Here is a 21,432-nt window from a genome sequence, read left to right on the forward strand (position 1 = left end):
GGATGGAGCAGCCCGGTAGCTCGTCAGGCTCATAACCTGAAGGTCGTAGGTTCAAATCCTACTCCCGCAACCAAATCTTCTAAAGCATATCAAACGCCTAGCCTCGCTACACGCGAGGCATTTTGCGTTTGAGGTGGCCTTGCTGCAGACTTCACCCCTGCACTGACCGCAACCAGCGCAACACGCCCCAGGCTCCCGTGTCGTGGGAGACTGAAGCGCACCACTCGCTTGAAATCACAATCAGACCGTGCGCATCAGTCGCAGGGCGTCGTAGATTGCCGCATGGGTGTTGCGCGCGGCGACGGCGTCGCCGATGCGGAAGAGCTGATAGGCGCCGCTGGGATTTCGCGTGACCGTTTGCGGCTGGCCGGCGATCAGGGCTTCGTAATCGACTTCGCCCTGATTGGTCGCGTCTTCGCGGAGGTCGAAATAGATGTCGTCGAGCGGGCGGGTGCCGTGATTGACGACGACCTGATCGACATGCCGCTCGCGGGTGAAGGTTCCATAATCGCTGCCGACGCGCGCGACCAAGCCGTTTCCGTCCTTCGCCACGCCCGTCAGTTTCCAAAGCACGGTGAAGGTCACGTCGCGGGCCTGCAATTCGCGCAAAGACGGGGTCAGGGACATTGCCATAACTTCCGAGGAGAAATTGCGGTCGCGCGTCATGACCTCGACCTTGGCCCCGCTGGCCGCGAGGGTTTCGGCAGCCTGCAGGGCGGCGTAGTCGCCAGCGTCGTCATAGATCAGCACGTTGCTGCCGGGGCGGGCGTCGCCCGACAGGATGTCCCAGGACGAGACGACAAGATCGTCGCCTGCGTCCAGCACCTCGGTATGCGGCAGGCCGCCGGTCGCGATCACGACGACATCGGGCTGTTCTGCGCGGATGGTGTCCGCGTCGGCATAGCTGTTGAACCGGAAGCTCACACCGAGACGCTCGCATTCCGCGAAACGCCACTGGATCAGCTGGATCATCTCGTGGCGGCGCTTGGATTGCGCGGTCAGGCGCACCTGTCCGCCGGGATTGTTGGCGGCCTCGTGCACGATGACCTCATGGCCGCGTTCCGCAGCGACCCGGGCGGCCTCGAGCCCCGCCGGACCGGCCCCGACGATGACCACGCGGCGCTTTGCTTCGGCCTTGGCGATCTCATGGGGGACTTCCAACTCGCGCCCGGTCGAGGGGTTGTGCAGGCACAGCGCCATGCCGCCCTGATAAATCCGGTCGAGGCAGTAATTCGCGCCGACGCAGGGGCGGATACGTTCTTCCTCGCCGCGCAGGATCTTGGCGACGATATGCGGGTCGGCCATATGGGCGCGGGTCATGCCGACCATGTCGAGCTTGCCCTCCGCGATCGCGTGGCGCGCGGTGGCGACATCCTGAATCTTTGCGGCGTGGAAGGTCGGGAACTTGGTGGCGGCGCGGATCTCGCCGGCGAAATCGAGATGCGGTGCGCTGCGCATGCCCTGCACCGGGATCACGTCGGTCAGGCCCGCATCGGTGTCGATATGGCCCTTCACCACGTTGAGGAAATCGACCATGCCGCTGTCTTTCAGACGCTGCGAGATTTCCAGCCCCTCTTCGCGGGTGATGCCGCCGGGCAGGTCCTCGTCGCCGGTGTAGCGCACGCCGACGATGAACTCGTCGCCCACCCGCGCGCGGATCGCCTTGAGCGTGTCGAAGGTGAAGCGCAGACGGTTCTCGAGGCTGCCGCCATAGGGGGCGTCCAGATCGTTGGTCAGAGGTGACCAGAACTGATCCATCAGGTGGCCATAGGCTTGCAGCTCGATCCCGTCGAGCCCTGCCGCTTTCATCCGTTCGGCGGCGTCGGCGTAGTCCTCGATGATGCGCGCGATGTCCCAATCCTCGGCCTTTTTCGGGAAGGCCTTGTGCGAGGCCTCGCGCTCATGGCTCGACGAGACGACCGGAAGCCAGTCGGCCTTGTCCCAGCGGGTGCGGCGCCCGAGATGGGTCAGCTGGATCATCACGGCGCAATCGTGCTCGTGGCAGGCATCCGTCAGCTCTTTCATCCAGCCGACGACCTCGTCCTTCCATGCAAGGATGTTGTTGAAGACCGGCGGGCTGTCGCGGGCAACAGAAGCGGAACCCGCGGTCATCGTCAGCGCCACGCCCGCGCGCGCCCGCTCGACGTGATAGGCGCGGTAGCGATCCTTGGGCATCCCGTCCTCGGGGTAGGCGGGCTCGTGGCTCGTGATCATCAGGCGGTTCTTCAGCGTCAGATGCTTGAGCTGATAGGGCTGCAGAAGCGGATCACTGGACATGGGCGGACTCCTAGAGGTCGGGTCTTGAGGGCAGGGGGCTGTCAGGCGTCGATCGAGACGTCGCCGATCGGGTTCGAGCAGCAGGCGAGAACGTAGCCTTCCTCGATCTCGTCATCGGTGATGCCGCCGTTGTGGACCATGTGGACCTGACCGCCCTTGGTCTTGATCTTGCAGGTGCCGCAGACCCCGAAGGTGCAACCCGAAGGAAGCGGCACGCCCGCAGCTTTCGCGGCGGCCAGCAGGGTTTCGGTCTCCTTGATCTTCGCGGTCTTGCCGGATTTGGCGAAGGTGACCTCGACGGCGGCATCCTCGTCGGGGGTCACGTCGTCTTCGGGCTCGACCGGGCGATCGGCGATCGGTGCGTTGAAGCTCTCCTGATGGTAGTGGTCCATGTCGAACCCCAAACCCGTCAGCGCCTCGCGCACCGCGCGCATGAAAGGCTCGGGGCCGCAGCAGAACACCTCGCGCTCGAGATAATCGGGGGCTGCGAGGCCGAGGATGAGCTGGTTCAGCTGCCCCTTGATCCCGGTCCAGGGCGCGTAGCGATCCTGTTCCTCGACCACCCAGGTCAGCGCGATCCCCGGCAGGCGCGAGGCCATATGCTCCAGCCGTTCGCGGAAGATGATCTCCGACGGACGGCGCGCGCAGTTGATGAAAACGATGTCCGGGTCGCTGCCCGCATCATAGAGCTGCGTCGTCATCGACATCATCGGGGTGATGCCGGAGCCTGCCGAGATGAACAGGTATTTCGACGCCGGATGGACGACGTTCGAGAACATCCCCGCCGGTCCCAAGGCCTTGATCCGCATGCCGGGGCGCAGATTGTCGAGCATCCAGCGCGTGCCGAGCGAGTCCGGCTGCGCCTTCACCGTGACGGTGAGCGAGGTGGGGCGCGACGGCGAGGAGGAGATCGTGAAGGTCCGGTGCAGCGGGCCGCCCGCCACCGGCAATTCCAGCGTCACGAACTGCCCGGCGTTGAAGTGGAACAGCGCCCCCGAGGGCGGTCGAAAGGTGAAGCTCGCCGTATTCGGGGCTTCGGGCAGGAAGTTGACGCATTCCAGCGGTTCGTCATCGGTCCAGAACTGAAGGAGCGGTTGAGCATTTGCAGCCATGAGCCTACTCCGCCGCGACGCTGCGCGGGGCAAGCGCGCGGGTCATGGTGTCGGCATACCAGTCGACGAACTGGATCACGCCGGACTCCCAGTCCGGGCTGTAGGGGCCCGGCGTATAGGCGGGAGAGTTGATGCCGCGCTGGTTGTCCTCGACGATCTCGCGGTCCTGATCGTTGGTGGCGATCCAGACTTCGGTCAGGCGCTGCAGATCGTAATCCACCCCCTCGACCGCATCGCGATCCACGATCCAGCAGGTCGTCACCTCGGTTTGCGTGGGGCTGATCGGCATGACCCGGAAGGTCAGCGTGATGTCGGGCAGGAAGTGGTTCCAGGTCGACGGGTAGTGGAATTTCAGAAGCGATCCCGCATCGGGCAGGGCGACGCGGCCGAGGGGACGGCGCACCGCCGCCTGACCGTCCATCGTGTAGCTGACGGCATTGTCCTGCAGCGGCATCCGCGCCAGACGGTATTGCCCCTGACCGCCGAGACGGAATTGCGCAGGCGCGCCCGCCGCCTCGCAGCGGTCGAAATGCCCCTGAAGCCGGGCCGAGATCGAACCATCGGCGGAGACGCCCGCGACCTCCGGGTCGAGCGGGAAGGAGTTACACAGCTCGGGGTGGTTGCTCGAGCAGTGATAGCACTCGCGGTTGTTCTCCCAGACCAGCTTCCAGTTGCCTTCCTCGATGATCGACGAGGTGAAGGCGAACTTGCCCCGGTGCAGGTCGTGGACCTCCAGATAGGGGCGCGCCATCGCGGCGAAGGCTTCGAAATCCGGGGCGTCGTCGGCCAGACAGATATAGATCAGGCCGCAGAGATCGCGGGTCTGAACGGCATGGAGGCGATGCTCTTTCGGGTCGAACTCCGGCCCCATCTCGCGCGCCCAGAGCAGGCTGCCGTCCAGATCGTAGGTCCATTGGTGATAGGGGCAGACGAGCTTGGCGACGCGGCCCGCGGAGGCCTTGCACAGGATCGAGCCGCGGTGGCGGCAGGTGTTGTGAAAGCCCCGAATCTCGCCATCGCTGCCCTTGACCAGAATGACGTCATAAGCCCCGATCTTCAGGCGCGCGTAGTCGCCGGTCTTGACCAGCTGACAGGCCGGGATCGCATAAAGCCACTCGCGGTAGTAGATATGCTCGAGATCCTCCTCGAAGATGCCCGGGTCGGTATAGAAGGCTCGGTCGAGCGAATATCCGGGTTTGCGATGTGCGAGCAGATCGGCAAGAGGAGGTGTCACGGGCGCGGCCTTTCCTATCCAAGCGTGATTTCACCTCATTTCAAATTTGCTTTTTCGTCCCTCTCAACGTCATAAATATTCATCCCGGGTGAGTTCAGCTCACCTAAGACGTATTTCGACACGGAATGGTTCGAAACCGACATCATGCAGCGCCCCTATGATCTTCCCTCGCTTAGCTCACTGAATTGTTTCGAGGCTGCTGCCCGAAAATTAAGCTTCAAGGCGGCGGCGTCAGAGCTGAACGTGACCCCGACGGCCGTCAGCCATCAGATTCGGGCGCTCGAGACGGAGCTTGGTCAGCAGCTTTTCCGCCGCCAGCATCGCGGCGTCGAATTGACCGAGGCGGGGGCCTATCTGTTCAACGCCGTGCAGCGCAGCTTTGAAGCCATATCCGACGTGGTGAGGGATATGCGCGGGCCTGTCGCGGAGGACGACGTGATGGTGCTCGCCTCGACCGCGGTCAGTTCTTTGTGGCTCACTCCCAAACTGACGGAATTCTGGCTGAACCATTCCGATATCAACGTCTCGCAGATCGTGAGCGACGCGGTGGATTTAGAGGCGACCGTCGATCTCAGCTTGCATTACGGCGAGTTTCCCGAGGGGGACGAAAGCTGCACGCAGCTTTTTCAGGACCGTATCTGCGCGGTGGGCTCGGAGGCTTTTGCTGCGCGCTATGCCATCACCTCCGCGCATGACTTGCACCGCGTCCCGCTGATCCACATCACGCGTGAGCGCCATCGTTGGACCGAATGGCCCGATTGGCTGTCCGAGCTCGGCGCTCCGCAGCCGACCGGCAAACGGATCACCGTCAACAACTACATGATCGGGCTGCAGATGGCGAAGGAGGGTGTCGGGGCTCTGCTTGGTTGGGACGGTCTGGTCGGCCACCTGATCGACGCCGGAGAGCTCGTCGCGCTCGGGTCAGAAAGCGTGGTGTCGCCACAGTGCTTCTACATCAAGGTTCACCGCCGCGCGTCTGCAAAGGCGAAGAAATTCCGCGACTGGCTGGTTGCGCAGAGCGTCACGCAGGCGGATGGCTGACTGGAGACCGTCGCGAGGGTTTGCTCGCGTCGAACGCATCGCACAGGCATTTGCCACGTCCCTAAGCGCTCAGGCGCGAAAGGGTGTGAAGGTGCCTGTCCCCGTGAGCGGTCGCGCCGACAAAGAAGGCTCACAGGCCGCAATAGTCAGGCTTTGCTCTCATCCGGTTCCCCGGCGACTTCGGGATCGTTGTAGTCGTTGGGGTCGAAGTCGTCAGGGTCGAACGCGTCCTCTTCTTCCGCGATGCCGGTCACGTAGGAGGTTCCCGTCTCTTCATCGAAGATCAGACCGTAGTTCGCGCGTCCCTCCGATCTGAACCGGAGAAACTCGTGAATGCCCGCGTAGAGAGCGACGAACACGAAGGGCAAAAGTATCACTGCAGCAAGTATCTGAGCGCTGATGGCGGACCTCCTCCGGGCTGAACAGCAAAGGCGGATTGTCTGTGGCTGCAAGCCGGGTCAATGAAACAGCAGGCTAACATCATCTGGATGCAGGTTCGAGCACTCGGGCGTTCAGTGTGACCTGCATCTGAGCAAAAGATGGGTCAGTGGAACGTCGAGGTCAAGGCTGGGCGCGGGCAGGGACTGCGCTTTCGCACCCCGCGTCGAGTGCCGGAGACCCAGCCGTCTCAGGCGTCTACGGGTTTCACCTTGGGCGGGATCGGGGCCCCGGACGGATCAATCCCGTGTTTCTGCAACGCCTTGTGCATGTAGCTGCCGCGCCGCGGGCGGTTGTTCTCTGCCTCTTCCAGACGGGGCTTCATCCGGCGTGCCCACATATGCACCGCATATGTGTCGTCGGTCAGGAAATCCGTCTCCACGTCGAAGCGCGACATGATCATCTTGTTCCGGTTCTTGAACGGGATCGGATAGAAGGCCTGTTGCGAGAGCGCATGGTCCCATTCGCCGGTCTCGCGCAGGAAGTGGCTCAACGCGGCAGGGCCGGTCAGCCCCCATTCCTGCTCCGAGAAATGCACCGGTTCGCCGCGGTCGCGGGCCGCGCGCAGTTCCTCTTGCTGCTCTTCCTTCAGCCATGGCCCGATTGCGTAGGGATCGGCCACGAAATCCAGCAGCCCGCGCAGCGTCTGCGACTCCGCGGGCAGGCGCATCACCGCGTTGCAGATCAGGTGCGGCTTCTCCAGCCCGAACACGTAATCATCTTTGAAATCGAAGGGTTTCACGCAAAGCACATCGGCATCGACCCAGATGTAATCGGTCTTCTCCATCAGATGCAGGCGCCACAGATCGGCATGGATCGCGGGGCTTCCGGTGCGCTTGTGGCGGATGATCTCGTCGCCCGGAAAGATGTCGCGCGCATCGCGCAGGGTCACGCCGGGCGGGGCGTTCGGGATCAGGTTGTAGCAATAGAGCAGCGTGTCATGGCCCGCATCGACGAAGGATTTCAGGCTCAGCTGTTCGAGCCAGGACAGGCGGTCTCCGATCCACAGGGTCGCGATCGTCGGCAGTTGGGACAAGGGAAGGCTCCTGATTGGGAAGGTCTTTCGCGGCGGTCAGGCTGCGTGGGGGCGGTGTCCGGTATGTCCGGTGGAGGTGTCGAGCGTCCAACGGGGGCGAGAATGCACGAAATCTCGTTCACAATATGACGGGGTCGATCCATTCCGCATCCTGCGGCTCAGGCCACATTCTGCGCTCCGCTTCCCTGTTGCCATAAATGTGCCCGATCTCTTTGGTTTTTCTTATCTCGCCTTCGCCGTGACGATAGCACCAAACCATCCGTATGTAATTGATCGGCGCAAGAAAAAATGTCAGACCTCAATCGATCCCGAGCAGGAAAAAGCGATCTCGATGGCCGATGATTTCGAAGACGACGCCGCAGGGGGCGAAACCGGGCTCGAGGAGAAGCTGCCCGATTGGTATCGCGAGATTTTTCCCGCAGGTCCCCGCGACGGGTTCTATGAAAAGCTCGGGGCTCATGCGCTGATCCATGTCGCGCGCGACCCGGCCACGCTGGTCGTGACGTTCGATAACCTCTCGGATGCGGGCTATCCCGGCTACGACATCCGGCCCTGGGCCGAGAAATTCATCCGCGACAATGGCTGGAGCCATCTGGGCGTGGTGGCGCAGGGCCCGACATGGTTTCGCGACGCGCGGCTGATCGCCCGGATGGAGGCATTGCGTGATCAGGGCTTTTTCGAAGGATACGCACGGGTCGTGATGACGGGCACCTCGATGGGCGGCTTCGGCGCGCTGGCCTTCGCCGATCTGGCGCCGGGCTGCGAGGTGGTGGCCTTCAGCCCGCAGACGACGCTCGCGCGCGATCTGGTCCCGTGGGAGCGGCGCTTTGCCCGTGGGCGCGATCAGGACTGGTCGCTGCCGCGCTCGGATGCGGCGGAGCATAGCGGTGCCGCGGCCAAGGTCTGGGTGGTCTGCGATCCGTTCCTGCAAGAGGATATGCGACAGGTCGGGCGTCTGCCGCGCGATAACGTCACGCTGCTCAAGGCGTTCGGGCAGGGGCACAAGACGGCGCTGGTGCTGCGCCGGATGGAGCTTCTGAAGGCGGTCATCGCGCGCGCGGTCACGGGCGAGCTGAGCGAGGATTGGTATTATCGGTCGACCCGAGGCCGCAAGGATATCTACCTTTACCGCAAGGTGATGGAGGACCATCTCGCCAGCCGCGGCAAGGAACATCGCATCCCGCGTCTGGTCGCGGCCTTCAAGGCGCGCAGGCAAGCGCAAAGACAGGCGCGCGCTGCGGCGACCTCGCCCGGATCATAACTCCTTTTGAGGTGTAATACGCCGGGGCAGGGCGGCTTGCCCGCGCCTCAGCGTGTTGTCGCCTCGCGCAGCCGGGCGGCCTCATGCATCATCGCGGTCAGCCGGGCGACCTCGGGGCGTTCGGTCATCTCGTGCTTCATCGTCAGCCCGACCGCGCCCGACATGAACTGCGCGCCCAGCGGCAGGCTCGCCAAAAGCCCCGAGGCCAGTTCGCGCGCCACCACGCCGCGCGAGATGAACCACAGCATGTCCGACCCTTCCAAAAGCCCGAGCCCGGTCGCGAGCGAGACGGTCTCGATCGGGCAGCGCGGCTCGGTGATGCCCTGCGCGCCCAGATAATCGTCGACGATGCGCCGGATGATCGCGCCGCGCGTGGGCAGGATCACGTCGCATTGGCGCAGCGCCTCGGGGGCGGGGCTGTTCGCGAAGGGATGGCCCGCGCGCGCCGCCAGAATGACCTCTTCCTCATAGAGGAAATCGAAGCGCAGCCCCGGCATGTCGCCCGCCGCCGGCATCCGCCCGATCATCAGGTCCAGCGCGCCCGAGCGGATCCGGTCGAGCAGATACAGGTTCGGCCCGGTGCTGATCGAGAGCCGCGTGCCCGGATGGGCGCGGCTGAAGTCGAGCGCCACGCCCGGGAAGATAGACCCCGCCACCGTCGGCAGCGCGCCCACATTGATCACGTCGCCGATCCCGTCGCCGCTCAGCGCGGCCGCCCCGGCTTCCAGTTCCTGCAACGCCTGAATCGCATGGCGGCGAAACGCCTCGCCCGCAGGCGTCACCGTCAGCCGCCGCCCGCGCCGCTCCAGCAGCGCGCCGCCCAGCATGGCCTCCATCTCGGAAAGGGTTTTCGACAGGGCAGGCTGTGAAATCCCCTGTTTACGCGCCGCAGCCGACACGCCGCCTGCCTCGATCGTGTCGAGAAAGGCGCGGATGTGCCGCAGCTTGAGACCTTTATGCATAGCCATGGGGTTATGGATTAACGTGCATTTTATATTTGGCTCAAGCGAAAACTTCAGAAAAGATTATGGCGGGAGGAAGAGGATGCACGCACTTATTTGCGACTGGGGGCATATCCATTACCGCGAAGACGGTGTGGCACAGGGCGTTCCGGTTATATGTCTGAACTCGCTGGGCACCGATCTGCGGATGTGGGATGGGCTTGTCGCCCCGCTCTCCGGCTATCGTCTGGTGCGCATGGACAAGCGCGGCCACGGGCTGAGCGCGACCTCTGACGCCGCCCCCACGATCACCGATCTGGCGCGCGATGCGCTGGCGGTGGCCGATCATCTGGGCATCGAAGCAGCGGTTTTCGTCGGCTGTTCGATCGGCGGCATGATCGCGCAGGAGATCGCGCGGATCGCCCCCGAGCGCGTGCGTGCGCTGGTTCTCAGCAACACCGCCGCCAAGATCGGCACCGAAGAAAGCTGGGCCGAGCGGATCGCCACCGTGGAAACTCAGGGCCTGCCTGCGATGGCGCAAGGCGTGATCGAGCGCTGGTTCGGCCCCACCTTCCGCGCCCATCCCGATTGTGCGCTCTGGGTGACGGCGGTCGCGCGCACCGATGCGAAGGGCTATGCGAATTGCTGCGCGGCGCTCGCCGGGGCCGATCTGCGCGACGCGCTGCCCGAGATTTCCGCCCCGACGCTGGTGATCGCGGGCAGCCATGACGGCGCGACCCCGCCCGAGCAGGTCATGGAGATGGCCGCCGCCATTCCCGGCGCGCGGGCCGAATTGATTGAAGGCGCGGGGCATATTCCCGCAATCGAGGCGCCCGAGCAGGTGGCGCGCCTCATCACTGAATTTCTGAAGGAGCATGAGCGTGTCTGAGCGATATGAAGCAGGGATGGAAACGCGCCGTCGCGTCTTGGGCGACGCCCATGTCGACCGCGCCGATGCGGGCAAGACCGAGTTCGACGCACCGTTTCAGGAATTCATCACCGAGGGCGCCTGGGGCTCGGTCTGGTCGCGGCCCGACCTGACGCCGCGTGAACGCTCCATCGTGACGATCGCGCTTCTGGCGGCGCAGGGCAATCACGAGGAGATCGCGATGCATACCCGCGCCACCGCCAACACGGGCGCCTCGCCTGAGGACCTGCGCGAAGCGATGTTGCATGTCGCGGTCTACGCGGGCGTGCCGCGCGCCAATCACGCGATCAAGATCATCAAGGAAACGCTGAAGGAGATGGGCCAATGACCGGTCGTTTGATCCCCCGCGAGGCCGGTATCCATCCGCCTCTCTTCACGCCAGCCTACAAGACCTCGGTGCTGCGCAGCCCGCAGCGCGCGCTGATCGCTTTCGACAGCTCGCCCAGCGAGGAGACCGGCCCGACCTTCGGTCATGTGAAGCTCGGCGCGCTCGATAACGACCTGCTGCTGAACTATGCCCGCCCCGGCACGAGTGCCATCGGCGAGCGGATCATCGTGCACGGTCGGCTTCTGGACGAGAACAACCGTCCGATCCCGAACGCGCTGATCGAGATCTGGCAGGCCAATGCGGGCGGGCGTTACCGCCACAAGAAAGACGGCTATCTGGCGGCGCTCGATCCCGATTTCGGCGGCTGCGGGCGCACGATCACGGGCGAAGACGGCTCCTACGCGTTCCGTACCGTGAAGCCCGGCGCCTATCCGTGGCCCAACGGTCCGAACGAATGGCGCCCGGCCCATATCCACTTCTCGATCTTCGGCCACAGCTTCGGCCAGCGCCTGATCTCCCAGATGTATTTCGAGGGCGATCCCCTGATCGCGCGCTGCCCGATCGCACAGACGATCCCCGACAAGGCGGCGCTCGACCGGCTCGTGGCGGCGCTCGACATGAGCGAGACGAAACCGATGGACGCGATTGCCTACCGCTTCGACATCGTGCTGCGCGGCCACCGCCAGACCCATTTCGAAAACCGCCCGGAGGGATTGTGATGGTGCAGAAATTCGACAAGCCGATCCTGACGCCTTCGCAAACGGCAGGGCCTTACGTCCATATCGGTCTCGCCCCCGAGGCCTGCGGCATCGAGGATGTGCCCTTCGAGACGCTGGGCCGCGAGATCGCCGGGCCGGAGGCGAAAGGCGACCGGATCAAGATCACCTGCCGCGTCGTTGACGGGGGCGATCTGCCGCTGCGCGATTGTCTGGTCGAGACCTGGCAGGCCGATGCCGCCGGTATCTATCCGGGGCAGGAGGGGGCCGACCCGGCTGTCTCGGGTTTCGGTCGCATGCCCGCCGATTTCACCACCGGCGAGATCACTTTCGAGACGATCAAGCCCGGCGCCATTGCGCTTTCGGGAGGGCGCGAGGCGCCGCCGCATATCTCCTTCTGGATTTTCGCGCGCGGGATCAATCACGGGCTGCACACCCGGATGTATTTCCCCGAGGACGATCTGTCGGGCGACCCGCTTCTGGCGCGGATCGAGCATCGCGACCGGATCGCCACGATGGTCGCCGAAGCGACCGGCCCGGGCGCATACCGCTTCGAAATCCGTCTGCAAGGCGCAGGCGAAACCGTCTTCTTCGATATCTGAGCCATGACCCAGGACCCTTGCATCATCTGTGTCGCGATCACCGGCTCCGTGCCGCAGCAATCCGACAACCCCGCTGTGCCGATCACGATCTCCGAGCAGATCGAGTCGACGCAGGCCGCGTTCGAGGCGGGCGCGACCATTGCGCATTGCCATGTGCGCAACGAGGACGGCTCGCCCAGTTCCGACCCCGACCGCTTCGCGCGGCTGATGGAGGGGCTGCACCAGCATTGCCCCGGCATGATTGTTCAGCTCTCCACCGGCGGCCGGTCCGGCGCGGGCAAGACGCGCGGCGGGATGCTGCCCTTGCGGCCCGACATGGCCTCGCTCTCGGTCGGGTCGAACAACTTCCCGACGCGGGTCTATGAGAACCCGCCGGATCTGGTCGACTGGCTGGCCTCCGAGATGAAGACCTACGACGTGCGCCCCGAGATCGAATGCTTCGATCTCAGCCACATCTTTCAGGCCGCGAAACTGGTCGGCGACGGGCGGCTGCCCGCGAATGTCCATGTGCAATTCGTGATGGGGGTGAAGAACGCGATGCCGGTCGACCGCGCGGCGTTCGATTTCATGCGTGAGACCCGTGCGCGGGTGCTGCCCGAGGCGACATGGTGCGCGGCGGGCGTCGGGCCGGGGCAGGTGGTGATCAACCAGTGGTGCATCGAGACCGGCGGGCATTGCCGCACCGGGCTGGAGGACAATATCCGGCTGGATCGCGAGACCCTCGCGCCGTCGAATGCGGCGCTGGTTCAGCGCACGGTCGATCTGTGCGAAAAGGCTGGCCGTCCGGTCGCCACATGGCAGCAGGCGCGCGAGATCCTCGCGCTGCCGATGAAGGGGGCCGCATGAGCCTGTCGCCCCTCGACAGCCCGCTCTGGTCCGGTCTCTACGGCGATCCGGAACTGGGTGCGATGCTTGGCGATGCTGCGCTGTTGGCTGCAATGGTGCGTGTCGAGGTGGCATTGGCCGAGGCCTGTGCGGCCGAGGGGGTCGTGTCCGAGAGTGCGGCTGCCGAGATCGCGCAGCAGTTGACCGGCTATCAACCCGATCCGGCGACACTGGCCGCAGGAGCTGCGCGCGATGGCGTACCGGTTCCCGCGCTGCTGAGCGATCTGCGCGCCAAGCTGTCGGAAGAGGCGGGGCAGGCGCTCCATTGGGGGGCGACCTCGCAAGACATCATCGACAGCGCGACGGCGCTTGTGACGACGCAGGCGCTTACAGTGATCGCGGCGCGGCTGCGGCGCGTGATCTGCGCGACCGGCGTACTGGCCGGGCGCGAAGCGGAGACCGTGATGGCCGGGCGCACCCGCAGCCAGATCGGCCTGCCGGTGACCTTCGGCGCGCTGGTCGCGTCCTGGGGGCAGCCGCTGATCGATGCGACGGCGCGCATGGCCGTGATGCAAGGCGTGAGCCGGATCTCTCTGCATGGCGCGGTCGGCACGGATGCGGCGCTGGGCGACAAGGCGCAGGCGGTGCGCAATCGCATGGCCGCGGCGCTGGGCCAGCAGGCCGAGGATCAACCGTGGCACAGCCGCCGCGACGCGATGGCCGCGACCGGGGCGCAGGCGGTTCTGCTGACCGGCTCGCTGGGCAAAATCGGCACCGATGTCGTGACGCTCGCCCAATCGGGCATCAACGAGGTGCGGATCGCGGGCGGGGGCTCGTCCACCATGCCGCATAAATCGAACCCCGTGGCCGCAGAGGCGCTGGTGGCGCTGGCGCGTCACGCCGCGCATCTGCAGGTCAGCCTTTTCGAATCCACACTGCATGGTCAGTTCCGCGACGGCGCCGCCTGGGCGCTGGAATGGATGAGCCTGCGCCCGATCCTCGTGGCCTGCGGCGCGTCGTTGCGTCTTGCCGGAGAGATGCTGGATGGCCTCCAGGCCGACGCGCCCCGGATGCGCGCCAATCTCGAAGCGGCGGGCTTCGGCCCCTATGCCGAGCGCGCGATTTTCACGCTGGCTAAGACGCTGCCGCGCAACGCGGCGAAGGCCGCGGTGCAAGAGGCGATGGCCACACCCGATCCGGCGGCCGCACTGCTGGCCGCCCATCCCGAACTCGACGGGGACACCCTGACCGATCCGCTTCTCGCGGCAGGGCAGGCCCCAGCGCAGGCGCGCGCTTTTGCGCAGCGCTGCAATGACCTTTGCGGAGGAGACGCATGAAGACCCAAGTCGCCATCATCGGTGGGGGCCCGGCCGGGCTGCTGCTGTCGCAATTGCTCGACCTGCATGGGATCGAGAGCGTCGTGCTGGAACGGCGCTCGCGCGATTACGTTCTGTCGCGGATCCGGGCCGGGGTGCTCGAACAGGGCACCGTCGATCTACTGCGCGCCGCCGAAGTGGGCGCGCGGATGGACCGTCAGGGCGAGATTCATGACGGCGTCGAGATCTCTTGGCACGACGAGCGGCTCAATATCGACATCAAGGATCTGACCGGCCGCGGCGTGATGGTCTATGGCCAGACCGAGGTGACGCAGGACCTGTATGCCGCCCGCGATGCGCGCGGCGGTACGGTGCTGCACGAGGCCGAGGTGACCGCGATCGAAGGCATCGAAGGCGACGGCGTCACCGTGCATTTCACCCATGAGGGCGAGGCCAAGACCCTGACCGCCGATTTCGTCGCAGGCTGCGACGGCTTCCACGGGCCTTCGCGCAAGGCGATCCCGGAAAGCCATCGTCAGGAATTCGAGCGCGCCTATCCGTTCGGCTGGCTCGGCCTTCTGTCCGAGACGCCGCCCGCCGCGCCCGAACTGATCTACGCGGCCCATGATCGGGGCTTTGCGCTGTGTTCGATGCGCTCGCCCACGCTGAGCCGCTATTACGTGCAGGTGTCGCTGAGCGAGAAGCTGGAAGACTGGCCCGCCGAGCGGTTCTGGGACGAGCTGCGCACCCGCATCCCGGCCGATGTGGCCGAGACGCTGGTCACCGGCGAGCCGCTGGAGATGTCGATCGCGCCGCTGCGCAGTTTCGTCTCCGAGCCGATGCGCCACGGGCGTCTGTTCCTTGCGGGCGACAGCGCCCATATCGTGCCGCCGACCGGCGCGAAGGGTCTGAACCTCGCGGCGTCCGACGTCTACTATTTGCACCGCGCCTTCGATCGGTTCTACAACCACGGCACGTCCGAAGGGCTCGACGCCTATTCCGAGACGGCGCTGTCGCGGGTCTGGAAATGCGAGCGCTTCTCGTGGTGGATGACCTCGATGCTGCATGATTTCCCGGAAACGGGTGCGTTCGAGCGCCGGATGCAGCGCGCGGAGTTCGAGTATCTCCAGATGTCGGAGACCGCACGCAAGAGCTTTGCCGAAAACTACGTGGGCCTGCCTTACTGACAGGCCGAACCGCCCCCGCGCGCGGGGCATAAAGGGAGGAAATAACGATGAAATTTACGAAACTGCTGGGCCTTAGCGCCGCGGCCATGCTTTGGGCAAGCGGGAGCTTCGCTCAGGAGATCACCCTCAAGCTGCACCATTTCCTTGGCGCCAAAGCGCCGGTGCAGACGCAGATGCTGGAGCCCTGGGCCAAGCGCGTCGAAGAGCTGTCGAACGGCAAGGTCAAGATCGACATCTACCCGGCGATGACGCTGGGTGGTCGCCCGCCCGAGCTGGTGCAGCAGGCGCGTGACGGCGTGGTCGATCTGATCTGGACGCTCAACGGCTACACGCCCGGTCTCTTCCCGCGCACCGAGGTGTTCGAACTGCCGACCGTCTTCAACAACGACCCGGCCGCGACCAACCTCGCGATGCGCGACATGTTCGACAAAGAGCTGAAGCAGGAATACGAGGACAAGGGCCTCGAAGTGATGTTCCTGCACGCCCATGCGGGCAACGGCATCCACACCGTGGATACCCCGGTTCACAGCCCCGCCGACGTGAAGGGCATGAAGCTGCGCACGCCGTCGCGCACGGGGGCCTGGGTGATCGAGGCGCTGAACGCGCAGCCGGTCGCGATGCCAGTGCCGGAACTGCCGCAGGCGCTCTCGAAGAAGGTCGTGGACGGCGCGCTGATCCCGTGGGAAATTATCCCCGCTCTGAAGCTGCAGCAGCAGACCCAGTACCAGATCGAAGGTCAGGACCATTGGCGTCTGGGCACCTCGATCTTCCAGGTGTCGATGAACAAGGCGAAATGGGACAGCCTGCCCGATGACGTCAAAGCGGCGTTCCGCAAGGCCTCCGACGAGGAGTGGCTGAAGCAGGTCGGTGATATCTGGCGCACCAGCGACAATAACGGGATCAAGGCCGCCGAAGCGGATGGCAACGAGCTGATCACGCTCTCGGCCGATGAAACCCAAGCCTTCAAGGATGCGATGCTGCCGGTCGTCACCCGTTGGGAAGACGAGGTGAAAGGCCAAGGCATCGACGGTCCGGCGCTGGTGAAAGAAGCCCGCGAACTGACCGCTGAAGAAGAAAAGAACCTGGCGAGCCAGTAACCAACGGAGCGGCGACGATCATGCATTCTGCAACCGAGACTTTCTTGCGCAAGGCGATCTATGCCTGGGCCCTCGCCGGAGGCGGGGTGCTTGCAGCGATCGTCGCCGTAAACGTCTGGACCGTGTTGGGCGGCTTTATCGGGCTGCCCTTCGCGGGAGACTTCGAGCTGACGGAGATGGGGGTCGCCATCGCGGCCTTCATGTTCCTGCCTTATTGCCAACTCGCCGATCAGAACGTGACGGCGGATATCTTCACCTCGAAACTGAGCGCCGCCGTGCAGCGCCGCTTCTCGGCCATCGGCTCGGTGCTGGCGCTGGGCTTCGCGGCGCTTCTGCTGTGGCGGATGTATTTCGGGATGCTTGACCAGAAATCCTATTCGCTCGCCACCACGATCCTGCAGATCCCCGTTTGGTGGGCTTACCTTCCCGCGCTTGCTTCGCTCGCGCTACTTTTCATCGCCGCAGCGCTGAGCCTGCGGGACAACTGGACGGGGCGTGCCTGATGGACCCGATTACTCTCGGCCTGCTGGGCCTCGCCATTCTCGTGGGGCTCATCGTGATGCGTGTGCCCATCGCCTATGCGATGATCCTCGTGGGCGCTGGCGGCACCGCGATCATCAACGGCCCGGCGATCCTGCTGAGCCAATTGAAGACGCTCGCTTACGGCCAGTTCTCGATCTATGACCTCTCGGTCGTTCCGATGTTCGTCCTGATGGGGGCGCTGGCGACCAAGACGGGCCTGTCGCGCGATATGTTCCGTGCCGCCAATGCGTGGTTCGGCTGGATGCGCGGCGGCACCGCGATGGCCTCGATCGCCGCCTGCGCGGGCTTCGGCGCGGTCTGCGGGTCTTCGCTCGCCACCGCCTCGACGATGGGCAAGGTCGCCCTGCCGGAGCTGGAGCGCTACAACTACTCGCCCGCACTTGCGACCGGCTCGGTCGCGGCGGGCGGCGTGCTGGGCATCCTGATCCCGCCCTCGGTGATCCTCGTGATCTACGCGGTGATCGTGGAGGCCAATATCGTCACCATGTTCATGGCTGCGCTGATCCCCGGTCTGATCGCCGTCGTGCTGTTCCTGATGACCATCGCGATCTATGTCCGCCTCGTGCCGAGCGCGGGCCCCGCGCAGGGCGTGTCGGACAAGGAAGAGTTCTGGGCGGCCACGCGCGGCGTGCTGCCGGTTCTGGGTATCTTCGGCGTGGTGATCGGCGGCATCTATGCGGGCTTCTACAACCCGACGCCCGCCGCCGCGATCGGTGTCTTCGCGGTCTTCGTCTACGGGCTTTTCCGCGGGCTGATGTCGCGCGAGGCGATGCGCTCGTCGATCCTCGAGACGGCGGGCACCACGGGCATGATCTACCTGATCCTGCTGGGGGCCGAGCTTCTGAAGATCTTCATGTCGCGGGCAGGGGTGCCGCAGGCGGCTGCCGATATGGCGGTGAATTCCGGCCTGCCGCCGATGATGGTGATGGCGATCCTGCTGATCGCGCTGATCGTGCTGGGCTGTCTGATGGACTCGATGTCTATGATCCTGCTGGTGCTGCCTTTCTTCTGGCCGGTGCTGGTCGAGATCAATGGCGGGCTCTATCAGATGGCGGACGGCTCAGGCTTCGGCCTCTCGACCGACGAGCTGAAAGTCTGGTTCGGCATTCTCGCGCTTGTCGTGGTGGAGTTAGGGCTGATCACGCCACCGGTGGGGATGAATGTCTTCGTGATCTCGGCGCTGGCGAAGAACGTGCCGATGGGCACCACTTTCCGCGGTGTCTTCCCGTTCTTCCTGTCCGAGCTGGTGCGCGTCGCGCTCCTGCTGGGCTTCCCGGCGCTGACGCTGTGGCTGCCACGGGTGTTGGGCGGCTGAGCCGCCCGAGATGAACGGATAAAATAGAACGGGGGGCGAGTTCGCCCCCCGTTTCGCATTCAGCCCGCGCGCATCGGGGCGAGGGCCTTGTGTTCGACCCCGATCCGCACCCAGAGCATCGCCGCGTTCAGAACGGTGAACAGCACGGCTACCCAGAGCAGGCCCAGCACCATCGGGGCCACGAAAATCTCCGCCACGACCAGCATGTAATTTGGATGCGAGACGTATTTGAACGGCCCGCGCGCGACCAGCGGCTCGTCGACGATGATGATCCGCGTCGTCCAGCGCGCGCCGAGGCTGGAGAGAATCCAGACGCGCAGAACCTGCAAGACCGCGAAGATCGCGAGCCAGCCGAGGTGGACCGGCTGGCCGAGCCCGAAGACGATCAGGCTGAAAATCCACGCGCTGTGCATCGCAACCATCACCGGGTAATGCGACGCGCCGACCTCATGGGCCCCGCGCGCCAGAAGCCGGGCGGTGTTGCGCTTGGCGATCACCAATTCGCTCAGCCGTTGCACGACGATGAAAGCCAGAAACAGGAGGCTCGGGAGGACCATCAGGCGGCCTCCCTCTCGCTTTGGACCGGGCCGACATGGAAGGGCAGGAAGGAGGCGGTAAAGCCCGGCCCCAGCGCGCAGCCCATCATCTGCCCGGTCTTGCCCGCGTCCAACACCGCGCGCATCACGAACAGCATCGTCGGCGCCGACATGTTACCAGCCTCGCGCAGCACCGCGCGTTCGGCATCCAGGACGCCCTGTTCCAGATGCAGCGCGCCTTCGATCGCCTCCACGACCTTCGCGCCGCCGGGGTGGCAGACGTAGCGGTCGATATCGTCGTGGTCGAGGTTCGCGGCCCTGAGCGCGCCATCGGCTGCCTCCGCGAACTCAGACGTGACGAAGCCCGGGATCGAGCGGTCGAAGATCACACCGAAGCCGATCTCGTCCACGTCCCAGCCCATGACGTCGAGCGTGTCGGGCCATGTCTTCTGGTGCCCCTGACCGAGCGAGATCACCTGACCCGCGCCCGGCGCCTCGGTGCTGATACAGGCCGCCGCTGCGCCATCGGCAAACAGCACGGCCGCCACGATATCGGCCTTCTGCATCCGGTCCGCACGGAAGGACAGCGAGCAGGTTTCGACCACGACGAGCAGAACCTTCGCCCCCGGACGCCCCGCCGCGATGGATTGAGCCGTCGACAGTCCCGAGACGCCGCCCGCGCAGCCCAGACCGAAAATCGGCACCCGCATGATGTCATTGCGAAATCCCATCTCGCCGAGAACTTGCGCCTCGAGCGAGGGCGTCGCGAGCCCGGTCGAGCAGACGGTGACCACGCAATCGACCTCGGATCCGTGCCAGCCTGCAGTGTCGAGGGCCGCCTGCGCCGCGTCGACGAACAGCGCCGTCGCACCCTCCATGAAAGCCGCGTTGCGATCAGCCCAGCCGTGCGGCTCCGAGAACCAATCGATCGGCACGACCGAATAGCGCCGATCGATCCCGGCCGTGTCGAAGGTCTTCGAGAGCCGCTCGAATTGCGGGTAGGTCTCGCCGAAGATGATCTCGGCGCGCTTACGCACCTCGGACTGCGCGAGACAATGCGGCGGTAGCGCAGTCGAGAGGCCGTGGAGAAAAACTGACATGGCAATTCCTTTCCGCTGAAGGCTGATGCTGGTCAGTCCTTGAGGAAACTTTTGAAAAACTCGGGGGCGCGTTTGGATTGCCCTGTAAGTCAACGGACTGAATCGGCCTTTGGTTCAGCTGCAAGGAAAGGGAGCTGGCGCCGGACGGCGAAGCCGAGTTTTTTAACTGTGGCGCGTAAGCATATGTGAATAATATATTTTCTCCGATAGGGGCGCGCGGCGGTTTTGTCTTCAACACCAAGCTGTGATCGCAATGGCGCGATGCTTTCCCGGGCCGGACGCTGACGGACTACCGGTGCAGCGAAGGAGGACGGCAAACGCACGGTCCTCCACAGTGTCAAAGTCGTCCTTTAGTAACCTGATTTCGCGAGGTTTTCTAAAAATCGCTGGGCCTCAACACGGCCCGTCCGTAGCCACATTGCCGCAGCGCGGCACACGGCGACTTGAGGCCGAATTCGTGTTTCGAAACCGGTTTCGGCTTTACGAAATCGGTTTCGTTAACCTAGTCTCTCGCCATGGAGGAGATTCGCGACACAGATAAGAAACCGTCCGAACCGGCGCCGCGCCGGGTGCGGATTTCTGATCTTGCGCAGGCGCTGGGCCTGACCAAGAGCACCGTGTCGCGGGCGCTCAACAATTATTCCGACATTTCTACCGAGACCCGCGAGCGCGTGGCGCGCGTGGCCGCCGAGATGGGCTATGCGCCGATGCCTTATGCGCAGGCCGTGCGCACGGGGCGGGTGCGGGCGCTGGGTCTGGTGCTCGAACTCGACGCGCCGGACCGCTACGGGCCGTTCCTCACGGATTTCCTTGGCGGGATCACGCAGGAAGCCTCGCTCGAAGGCTGGACGCTGACGATCGCCTCGTCGAATTCGCGCGAGGAGATGGAGGACACGGTCACGCGGCTCTTGCAGGAGCACAAGGTCGACGGCTTCATCCTGCCGCGGACGCAGGTCGTGGACCCGCGGGTGAAGTTCCTGCAGGCGAAACACGTGCCCTTCGTGCTGTTCGGCCGCACCGGTCACGGCCAGCCCGATCCGGGCCTGTCGTGGTACGACGTGGATGGCGAGGGCGCGATGCGTGCCGCGGTCGCGCGGCTGGCGGGCTTCGGTCATCGCCGCATCGCCTTCGCCGGGTCGCATGCGAGCTACAATTTCGCGCTGCTGCGCCGGGACGGCTATCGCGAGGGGCTGGAAGAGGCCGGTCTGCCCTTCGATCCCGCGCTCGAGCTGATGGAGATTTCCGACCGCGCGGAAGGGGCGCAGGCCGCGCGCGATCTGCTCGATCTGCCCGATCCCCCGACCGCCATCGTCTATTCCACCGACGCGACTGCGCTCGGGGCCTATGACGTGGCGCGCGAGCGGGGGCTGACGATCGGGCGCGACCTGTCGATCATCTCCTATGACGGTATTCCCGAGGGCCGGATGGTCGATCCGCCCCTCACGACATTCGCAGTCGACAGCCAGCACGCGGGCGCGCGTCTCGCGTCACTGTTGATCGCGCAGCTCCGCGGTGCGCCGCCCGGAGAGCTGACGGAATTGGTGGCGGCGCAACTGGAACCGGGAGGCTCCGACGGGCCGCCGGTCGACCCATAAGAGA

The 21,432-nt window shown here is 64.9% G+C and carries 21 protein-coding genes; 13 read left to right on the forward strand and 8 right to left on the reverse strand.

The genetic code is table 11. The features are described 5' to 3' along the window. Positions 1-240: 240 nt before the first annotated feature. From BMI86_RS07365 to BMI86_RS07375, 3 genes are read right to left on the reverse strand one after another with little or no spacing between them, the layout of a single operon-like run. Positions 241-2,277, reverse strand: coding sequence for an NADH:flavin oxidoreductase (locus BMI86_RS07365; RefSeq protein WP_078540472.1), 2,037 nt, complete (start codon positions 2,275-2,277; stop codon positions 241-243). A 41-nt stretch (positions 2,278-2,318) separates the two neighbouring features. Further along, positions 2,319-3,389, reverse strand: a complete 1,071-nt coding sequence (locus tag BMI86_RS07370) for a hybrid-cluster NAD(P)-dependent oxidoreductase (protein WP_078540473.1) — start codon at positions 3,387-3,389, stop codon at positions 2,319-2,321. 4 nt (positions 3,390-3,393) lie between these two features. Continuing rightward, the gene (locus BMI86_RS07375; RefSeq protein WP_078540474.1) at positions 3,394-4,623 is read right to left on the reverse strand and encodes an aromatic ring-hydroxylating dioxygenase subunit alpha; all 1,230 of its coding nucleotides are present in this window, start codon (positions 4,621-4,623) and stop codon (positions 3,394-3,396) included. A 144-nt stretch (positions 4,624-4,767) separates the two neighbouring features. On the opposite strand from BMI86_RS07375, the gene BMI86_RS07380 reads away from it, so the two are divergent. After that, entirely contained in the window at positions 4,768-5,664 is an 897-nt protein-coding gene (locus tag BMI86_RS07380) for a LysR family transcriptional regulator (RefSeq protein WP_078540475.1), read from the forward strand. 146 nt (positions 5,665-5,810) lie between these two features. Here BMI86_RS07380 and BMI86_RS07385 read toward each other — a convergent pair whose 3' ends face one another. Continuing rightward, positions 5,811-6,023, reverse strand: a complete 213-nt coding sequence (locus tag BMI86_RS07385; protein WP_348638953.1) for a hypothetical protein — start codon at positions 6,021-6,023, stop codon at positions 5,811-5,813. Between the two features lie 269 nt (positions 6,024-6,292). Next, entirely contained in the window at positions 6,293-7,138 is an 846-nt protein-coding gene (locus BMI86_RS07390; protein ID WP_078540476.1) for a hypothetical protein, read from the reverse strand. A 331-nt stretch (positions 7,139-7,469) separates the two neighbouring features. On the opposite strand from BMI86_RS07390, the gene BMI86_RS07395 reads away from it, so the two are divergent. Then, positions 7,470-8,399, forward strand: coding sequence for a hypothetical protein (locus tag BMI86_RS07395; RefSeq protein WP_078540477.1), 930 nt, complete (start codon positions 7,470-7,472; stop codon positions 8,397-8,399). A 47-nt stretch (positions 8,400-8,446) separates the two neighbouring features. On the opposite strand, the gene BMI86_RS07400 is transcribed toward BMI86_RS07395, so the two are convergent. Next, complete coding sequence (locus BMI86_RS07400) at positions 8,447-9,367, reverse strand: LysR substrate-binding domain-containing protein (protein WP_078540478.1); 921 nt, start codon at positions 9,365-9,367, stop codon at positions 8,447-8,449. Positions 9,368-9,443: 76 nt separating this feature from the next. Here BMI86_RS07400 and pcaD point away from each other — a divergent pair, with 76 nt between their 5' ends. From pcaD to BMI86_RS07450, 10 genes are read left to right on the forward strand one after another with little or no spacing between them, the layout of a single operon-like run. Next, on the forward strand, positions 9,444-10,229 hold the full coding sequence (pcaD, locus tag BMI86_RS07405; RefSeq protein ID WP_078540479.1) for a 3-oxoadipate enol-lactonase: 786 nt from the start codon (positions 9,444-9,446) through the stop codon (positions 10,227-10,229). Between the two features lie 16 nt (positions 10,230-10,245). Next, positions 10,246-10,596 (forward strand): 4-carboxymuconolactone decarboxylase, encoded by a 351-nt coding sequence (gene pcaC / locus BMI86_RS07410; protein WP_098411280.1) that lies wholly within the window; start codon positions 10,246-10,248, stop codon positions 10,594-10,596. Then, on the forward strand, positions 10,593-11,315 hold the full coding sequence (pcaH, locus tag BMI86_RS07415; RefSeq protein ID WP_078540481.1) for a protocatechuate 3,4-dioxygenase subunit beta: 723 nt from the start codon (positions 10,593-10,595) through the stop codon (positions 11,313-11,315). The genes pcaC and pcaH overlap by 4 nt, the downstream gene beginning before the upstream one ends. Further along, a complete protein-coding gene (gene pcaG / locus BMI86_RS07420) occupies positions 11,315-11,914 on the forward strand; it encodes a protocatechuate 3,4-dioxygenase subunit alpha (RefSeq protein ID WP_143594734.1) in 600 nt (199 codons plus the stop codon). Before pcaH ends, pcaG begins: the two co-directional genes overlap by 1 nt. Positions 11,915-11,917: 3 nt before the next feature. Beyond that, positions 11,918-12,760, forward strand: coding sequence for a 3-keto-5-aminohexanoate cleavage protein (locus BMI86_RS07425; RefSeq protein ID WP_078540482.1), 843 nt, complete (start codon positions 11,918-11,920; stop codon positions 12,758-12,760). Further along, positions 12,757-14,076, forward strand: coding sequence for a lyase family protein (locus BMI86_RS07430; protein WP_168173804.1), 1,320 nt, complete (start codon positions 12,757-12,759; stop codon positions 14,074-14,076). Before BMI86_RS07425 ends, BMI86_RS07430 begins: the two co-directional genes overlap by 4 nt. Further along, a complete protein-coding gene (pobA, locus tag BMI86_RS07435) occupies positions 14,073-15,242 on the forward strand; it encodes a 4-hydroxybenzoate 3-monooxygenase (RefSeq protein ID WP_078540484.1) in 1,170 nt (389 codons plus the stop codon). The genes BMI86_RS07430 and pobA overlap by 4 nt, the downstream gene beginning before the upstream one ends. A gap of 47 nt (positions 15,243-15,289) precedes the next feature. Beyond that, entirely contained in the window at positions 15,290-16,339 is a 1,050-nt protein-coding gene (locus tag BMI86_RS07440) for a TRAP transporter substrate-binding protein (protein ID WP_078540485.1), read from the forward strand. A gap of 20 nt (positions 16,340-16,359) precedes the next feature. Further along, complete coding sequence (locus BMI86_RS07445; RefSeq protein ID WP_075777036.1) at positions 16,360-16,842, forward strand: TRAP transporter small permease subunit; 483 nt, start codon at positions 16,360-16,362, stop codon at positions 16,840-16,842. Further along, positions 16,842-18,197 carry a TRAP transporter large permease subunit gene (locus tag BMI86_RS07450; RefSeq protein ID WP_078540486.1) on the forward strand — a complete coding sequence of 452 codons (1,356 nt, stop codon included), beginning with the start codon at positions 16,842-16,844 and terminating at the stop codon, positions 18,195-18,197. The genes BMI86_RS07445 and BMI86_RS07450 overlap by 1 nt, the downstream gene beginning before the upstream one ends. Before the next feature lie 59 nt (positions 18,198-18,256). Here the strand turns inward: BMI86_RS07450 and BMI86_RS07455 are convergent, their stop codons facing one another. Both BMI86_RS07455 and BMI86_RS07460 read right to left on the reverse strand, forming a co-directional pair. Further along, positions 18,257-18,754: an isoprenylcysteine carboxylmethyltransferase family protein gene (locus tag BMI86_RS07455; RefSeq protein ID WP_078540487.1), complete on the reverse strand. Its 498-nt coding sequence runs from the start codon at positions 18,752-18,754 to the stop codon at positions 18,257-18,259. Beyond that, positions 18,754-19,833 carry a type III polyketide synthase gene (locus BMI86_RS07460; RefSeq protein WP_078540488.1) on the reverse strand — a complete coding sequence of 360 codons (1,080 nt, stop codon included), beginning with the start codon at positions 19,831-19,833 and terminating at the stop codon, positions 18,754-18,756. The genes BMI86_RS07455 and BMI86_RS07460 overlap by 1 nt, the downstream gene beginning before the upstream one ends. 515 nt (positions 19,834-20,348) lie before the next feature. Here BMI86_RS07460 and BMI86_RS07465 point away from each other — a divergent pair. After that, positions 20,349-21,428, forward strand: a complete 1,080-nt coding sequence (locus BMI86_RS07465; protein ID WP_078540489.1) for a substrate-binding domain-containing protein — start codon at positions 20,349-20,351, stop codon at positions 21,426-21,428. The last annotated feature ends 4 nt before the right edge of the window (positions 21,429-21,432 follow it).

Source organism: Thioclava sp. DLFJ5-1 (assembly GCF_002020115.1).
Lineage (GTDB): Bacteria > Pseudomonadota > Alphaproteobacteria > Rhodobacterales > Rhodobacteraceae > Thioclava > Thioclava sediminum.

Bases quoted from the DNA above. Each gene is read 5' to 3' on its own strand.
- pcaD (WP_078540479.1), top strand. From the start codon at position 9,444: ATGCACGCACTTATTTGCGACTGGGGGCATATCCATTACCGCGAAGAC.
- BMI86_RS07370 (WP_078540473.1), bottom strand. From the start codon at position 3,389: ATGGCTGCAAATGCTCAACCGCTCCTTCAGTTCTGGACCGATGACGAA.
- pcaG (WP_143594734.1), top strand. From the start codon at position 11,315: ATGGTGCAGAAATTCGACAAGCCGATCCTGACGCCTTCGCAAACGGCA.
- BMI86_RS07400 (WP_078540478.1), bottom strand. From the start codon at position 9,367: ATGGCTATGCATAAAGGTCTCAAGCTGCGGCACATCCGCGCCTTTCTC.
- BMI86_RS07465 (WP_078540489.1), top strand. From the start codon at position 20,349: ATGGAGGAGATTCGCGACACAGATAAGAAACCGTCCGAACCGGCGCCG.
- pcaH (WP_078540481.1), top strand. From the start codon at position 10,593: ATGACCGGTCGTTTGATCCCCCGCGAGGCCGGTATCCATCCGCCTCTC.
- BMI86_RS07450 (WP_078540486.1), top strand. From the start codon at position 16,842: ATGGACCCGATTACTCTCGGCCTGCTGGGCCTCGCCATTCTCGTGGGG.
- BMI86_RS07430 (WP_168173804.1), top strand. From the start codon at position 12,757: ATGAGCCTGTCGCCCCTCGACAGCCCGCTCTGGTCCGGTCTCTACGGC.
- BMI86_RS07395 (WP_078540477.1), top strand. From the start codon at position 7,470: ATGGCCGATGATTTCGAAGACGACGCCGCAGGGGGCGAAACCGGGCTC.
- BMI86_RS07460 (WP_078540488.1), bottom strand. From the start codon at position 19,833: ATGTCAGTTTTTCTCCACGGCCTCTCGACTGCGCTACCGCCGCATTGT.
- BMI86_RS07425 (WP_078540482.1), top strand. From the start codon at position 11,918: ATGACCCAGGACCCTTGCATCATCTGTGTCGCGATCACCGGCTCCGTG.
- pobA (WP_078540484.1), top strand. From the start codon at position 14,073: ATGAAGACCCAAGTCGCCATCATCGGTGGGGGCCCGGCCGGGCTGCTG.
- BMI86_RS07365 (WP_078540472.1), bottom strand. From the start codon at position 2,277: ATGTCCAGTGATCCGCTTCTGCAGCCCTATCAGCTCAAGCATCTGACG.
- BMI86_RS07440 (WP_078540485.1), top strand. From the start codon at position 15,290: ATGAAATTTACGAAACTGCTGGGCCTTAGCGCCGCGGCCATGCTTTGG.
- BMI86_RS07380 (WP_078540475.1), top strand. From the start codon at position 4,768: ATGCAGCGCCCCTATGATCTTCCCTCGCTTAGCTCACTGAATTGTTTC.
- pcaC (WP_098411280.1), top strand. From the start codon at position 10,246: ATGGAAACGCGCCGTCGCGTCTTGGGCGACGCCCATGTCGACCGCGCC.
- BMI86_RS07455 (WP_078540487.1), bottom strand. From the start codon at position 18,754: ATGGTCCTCCCGAGCCTCCTGTTTCTGGCTTTCATCGTCGTGCAACGG.
- BMI86_RS07445 (WP_075777036.1), top strand. From the start codon at position 16,360: ATGCATTCTGCAACCGAGACTTTCTTGCGCAAGGCGATCTATGCCTGG.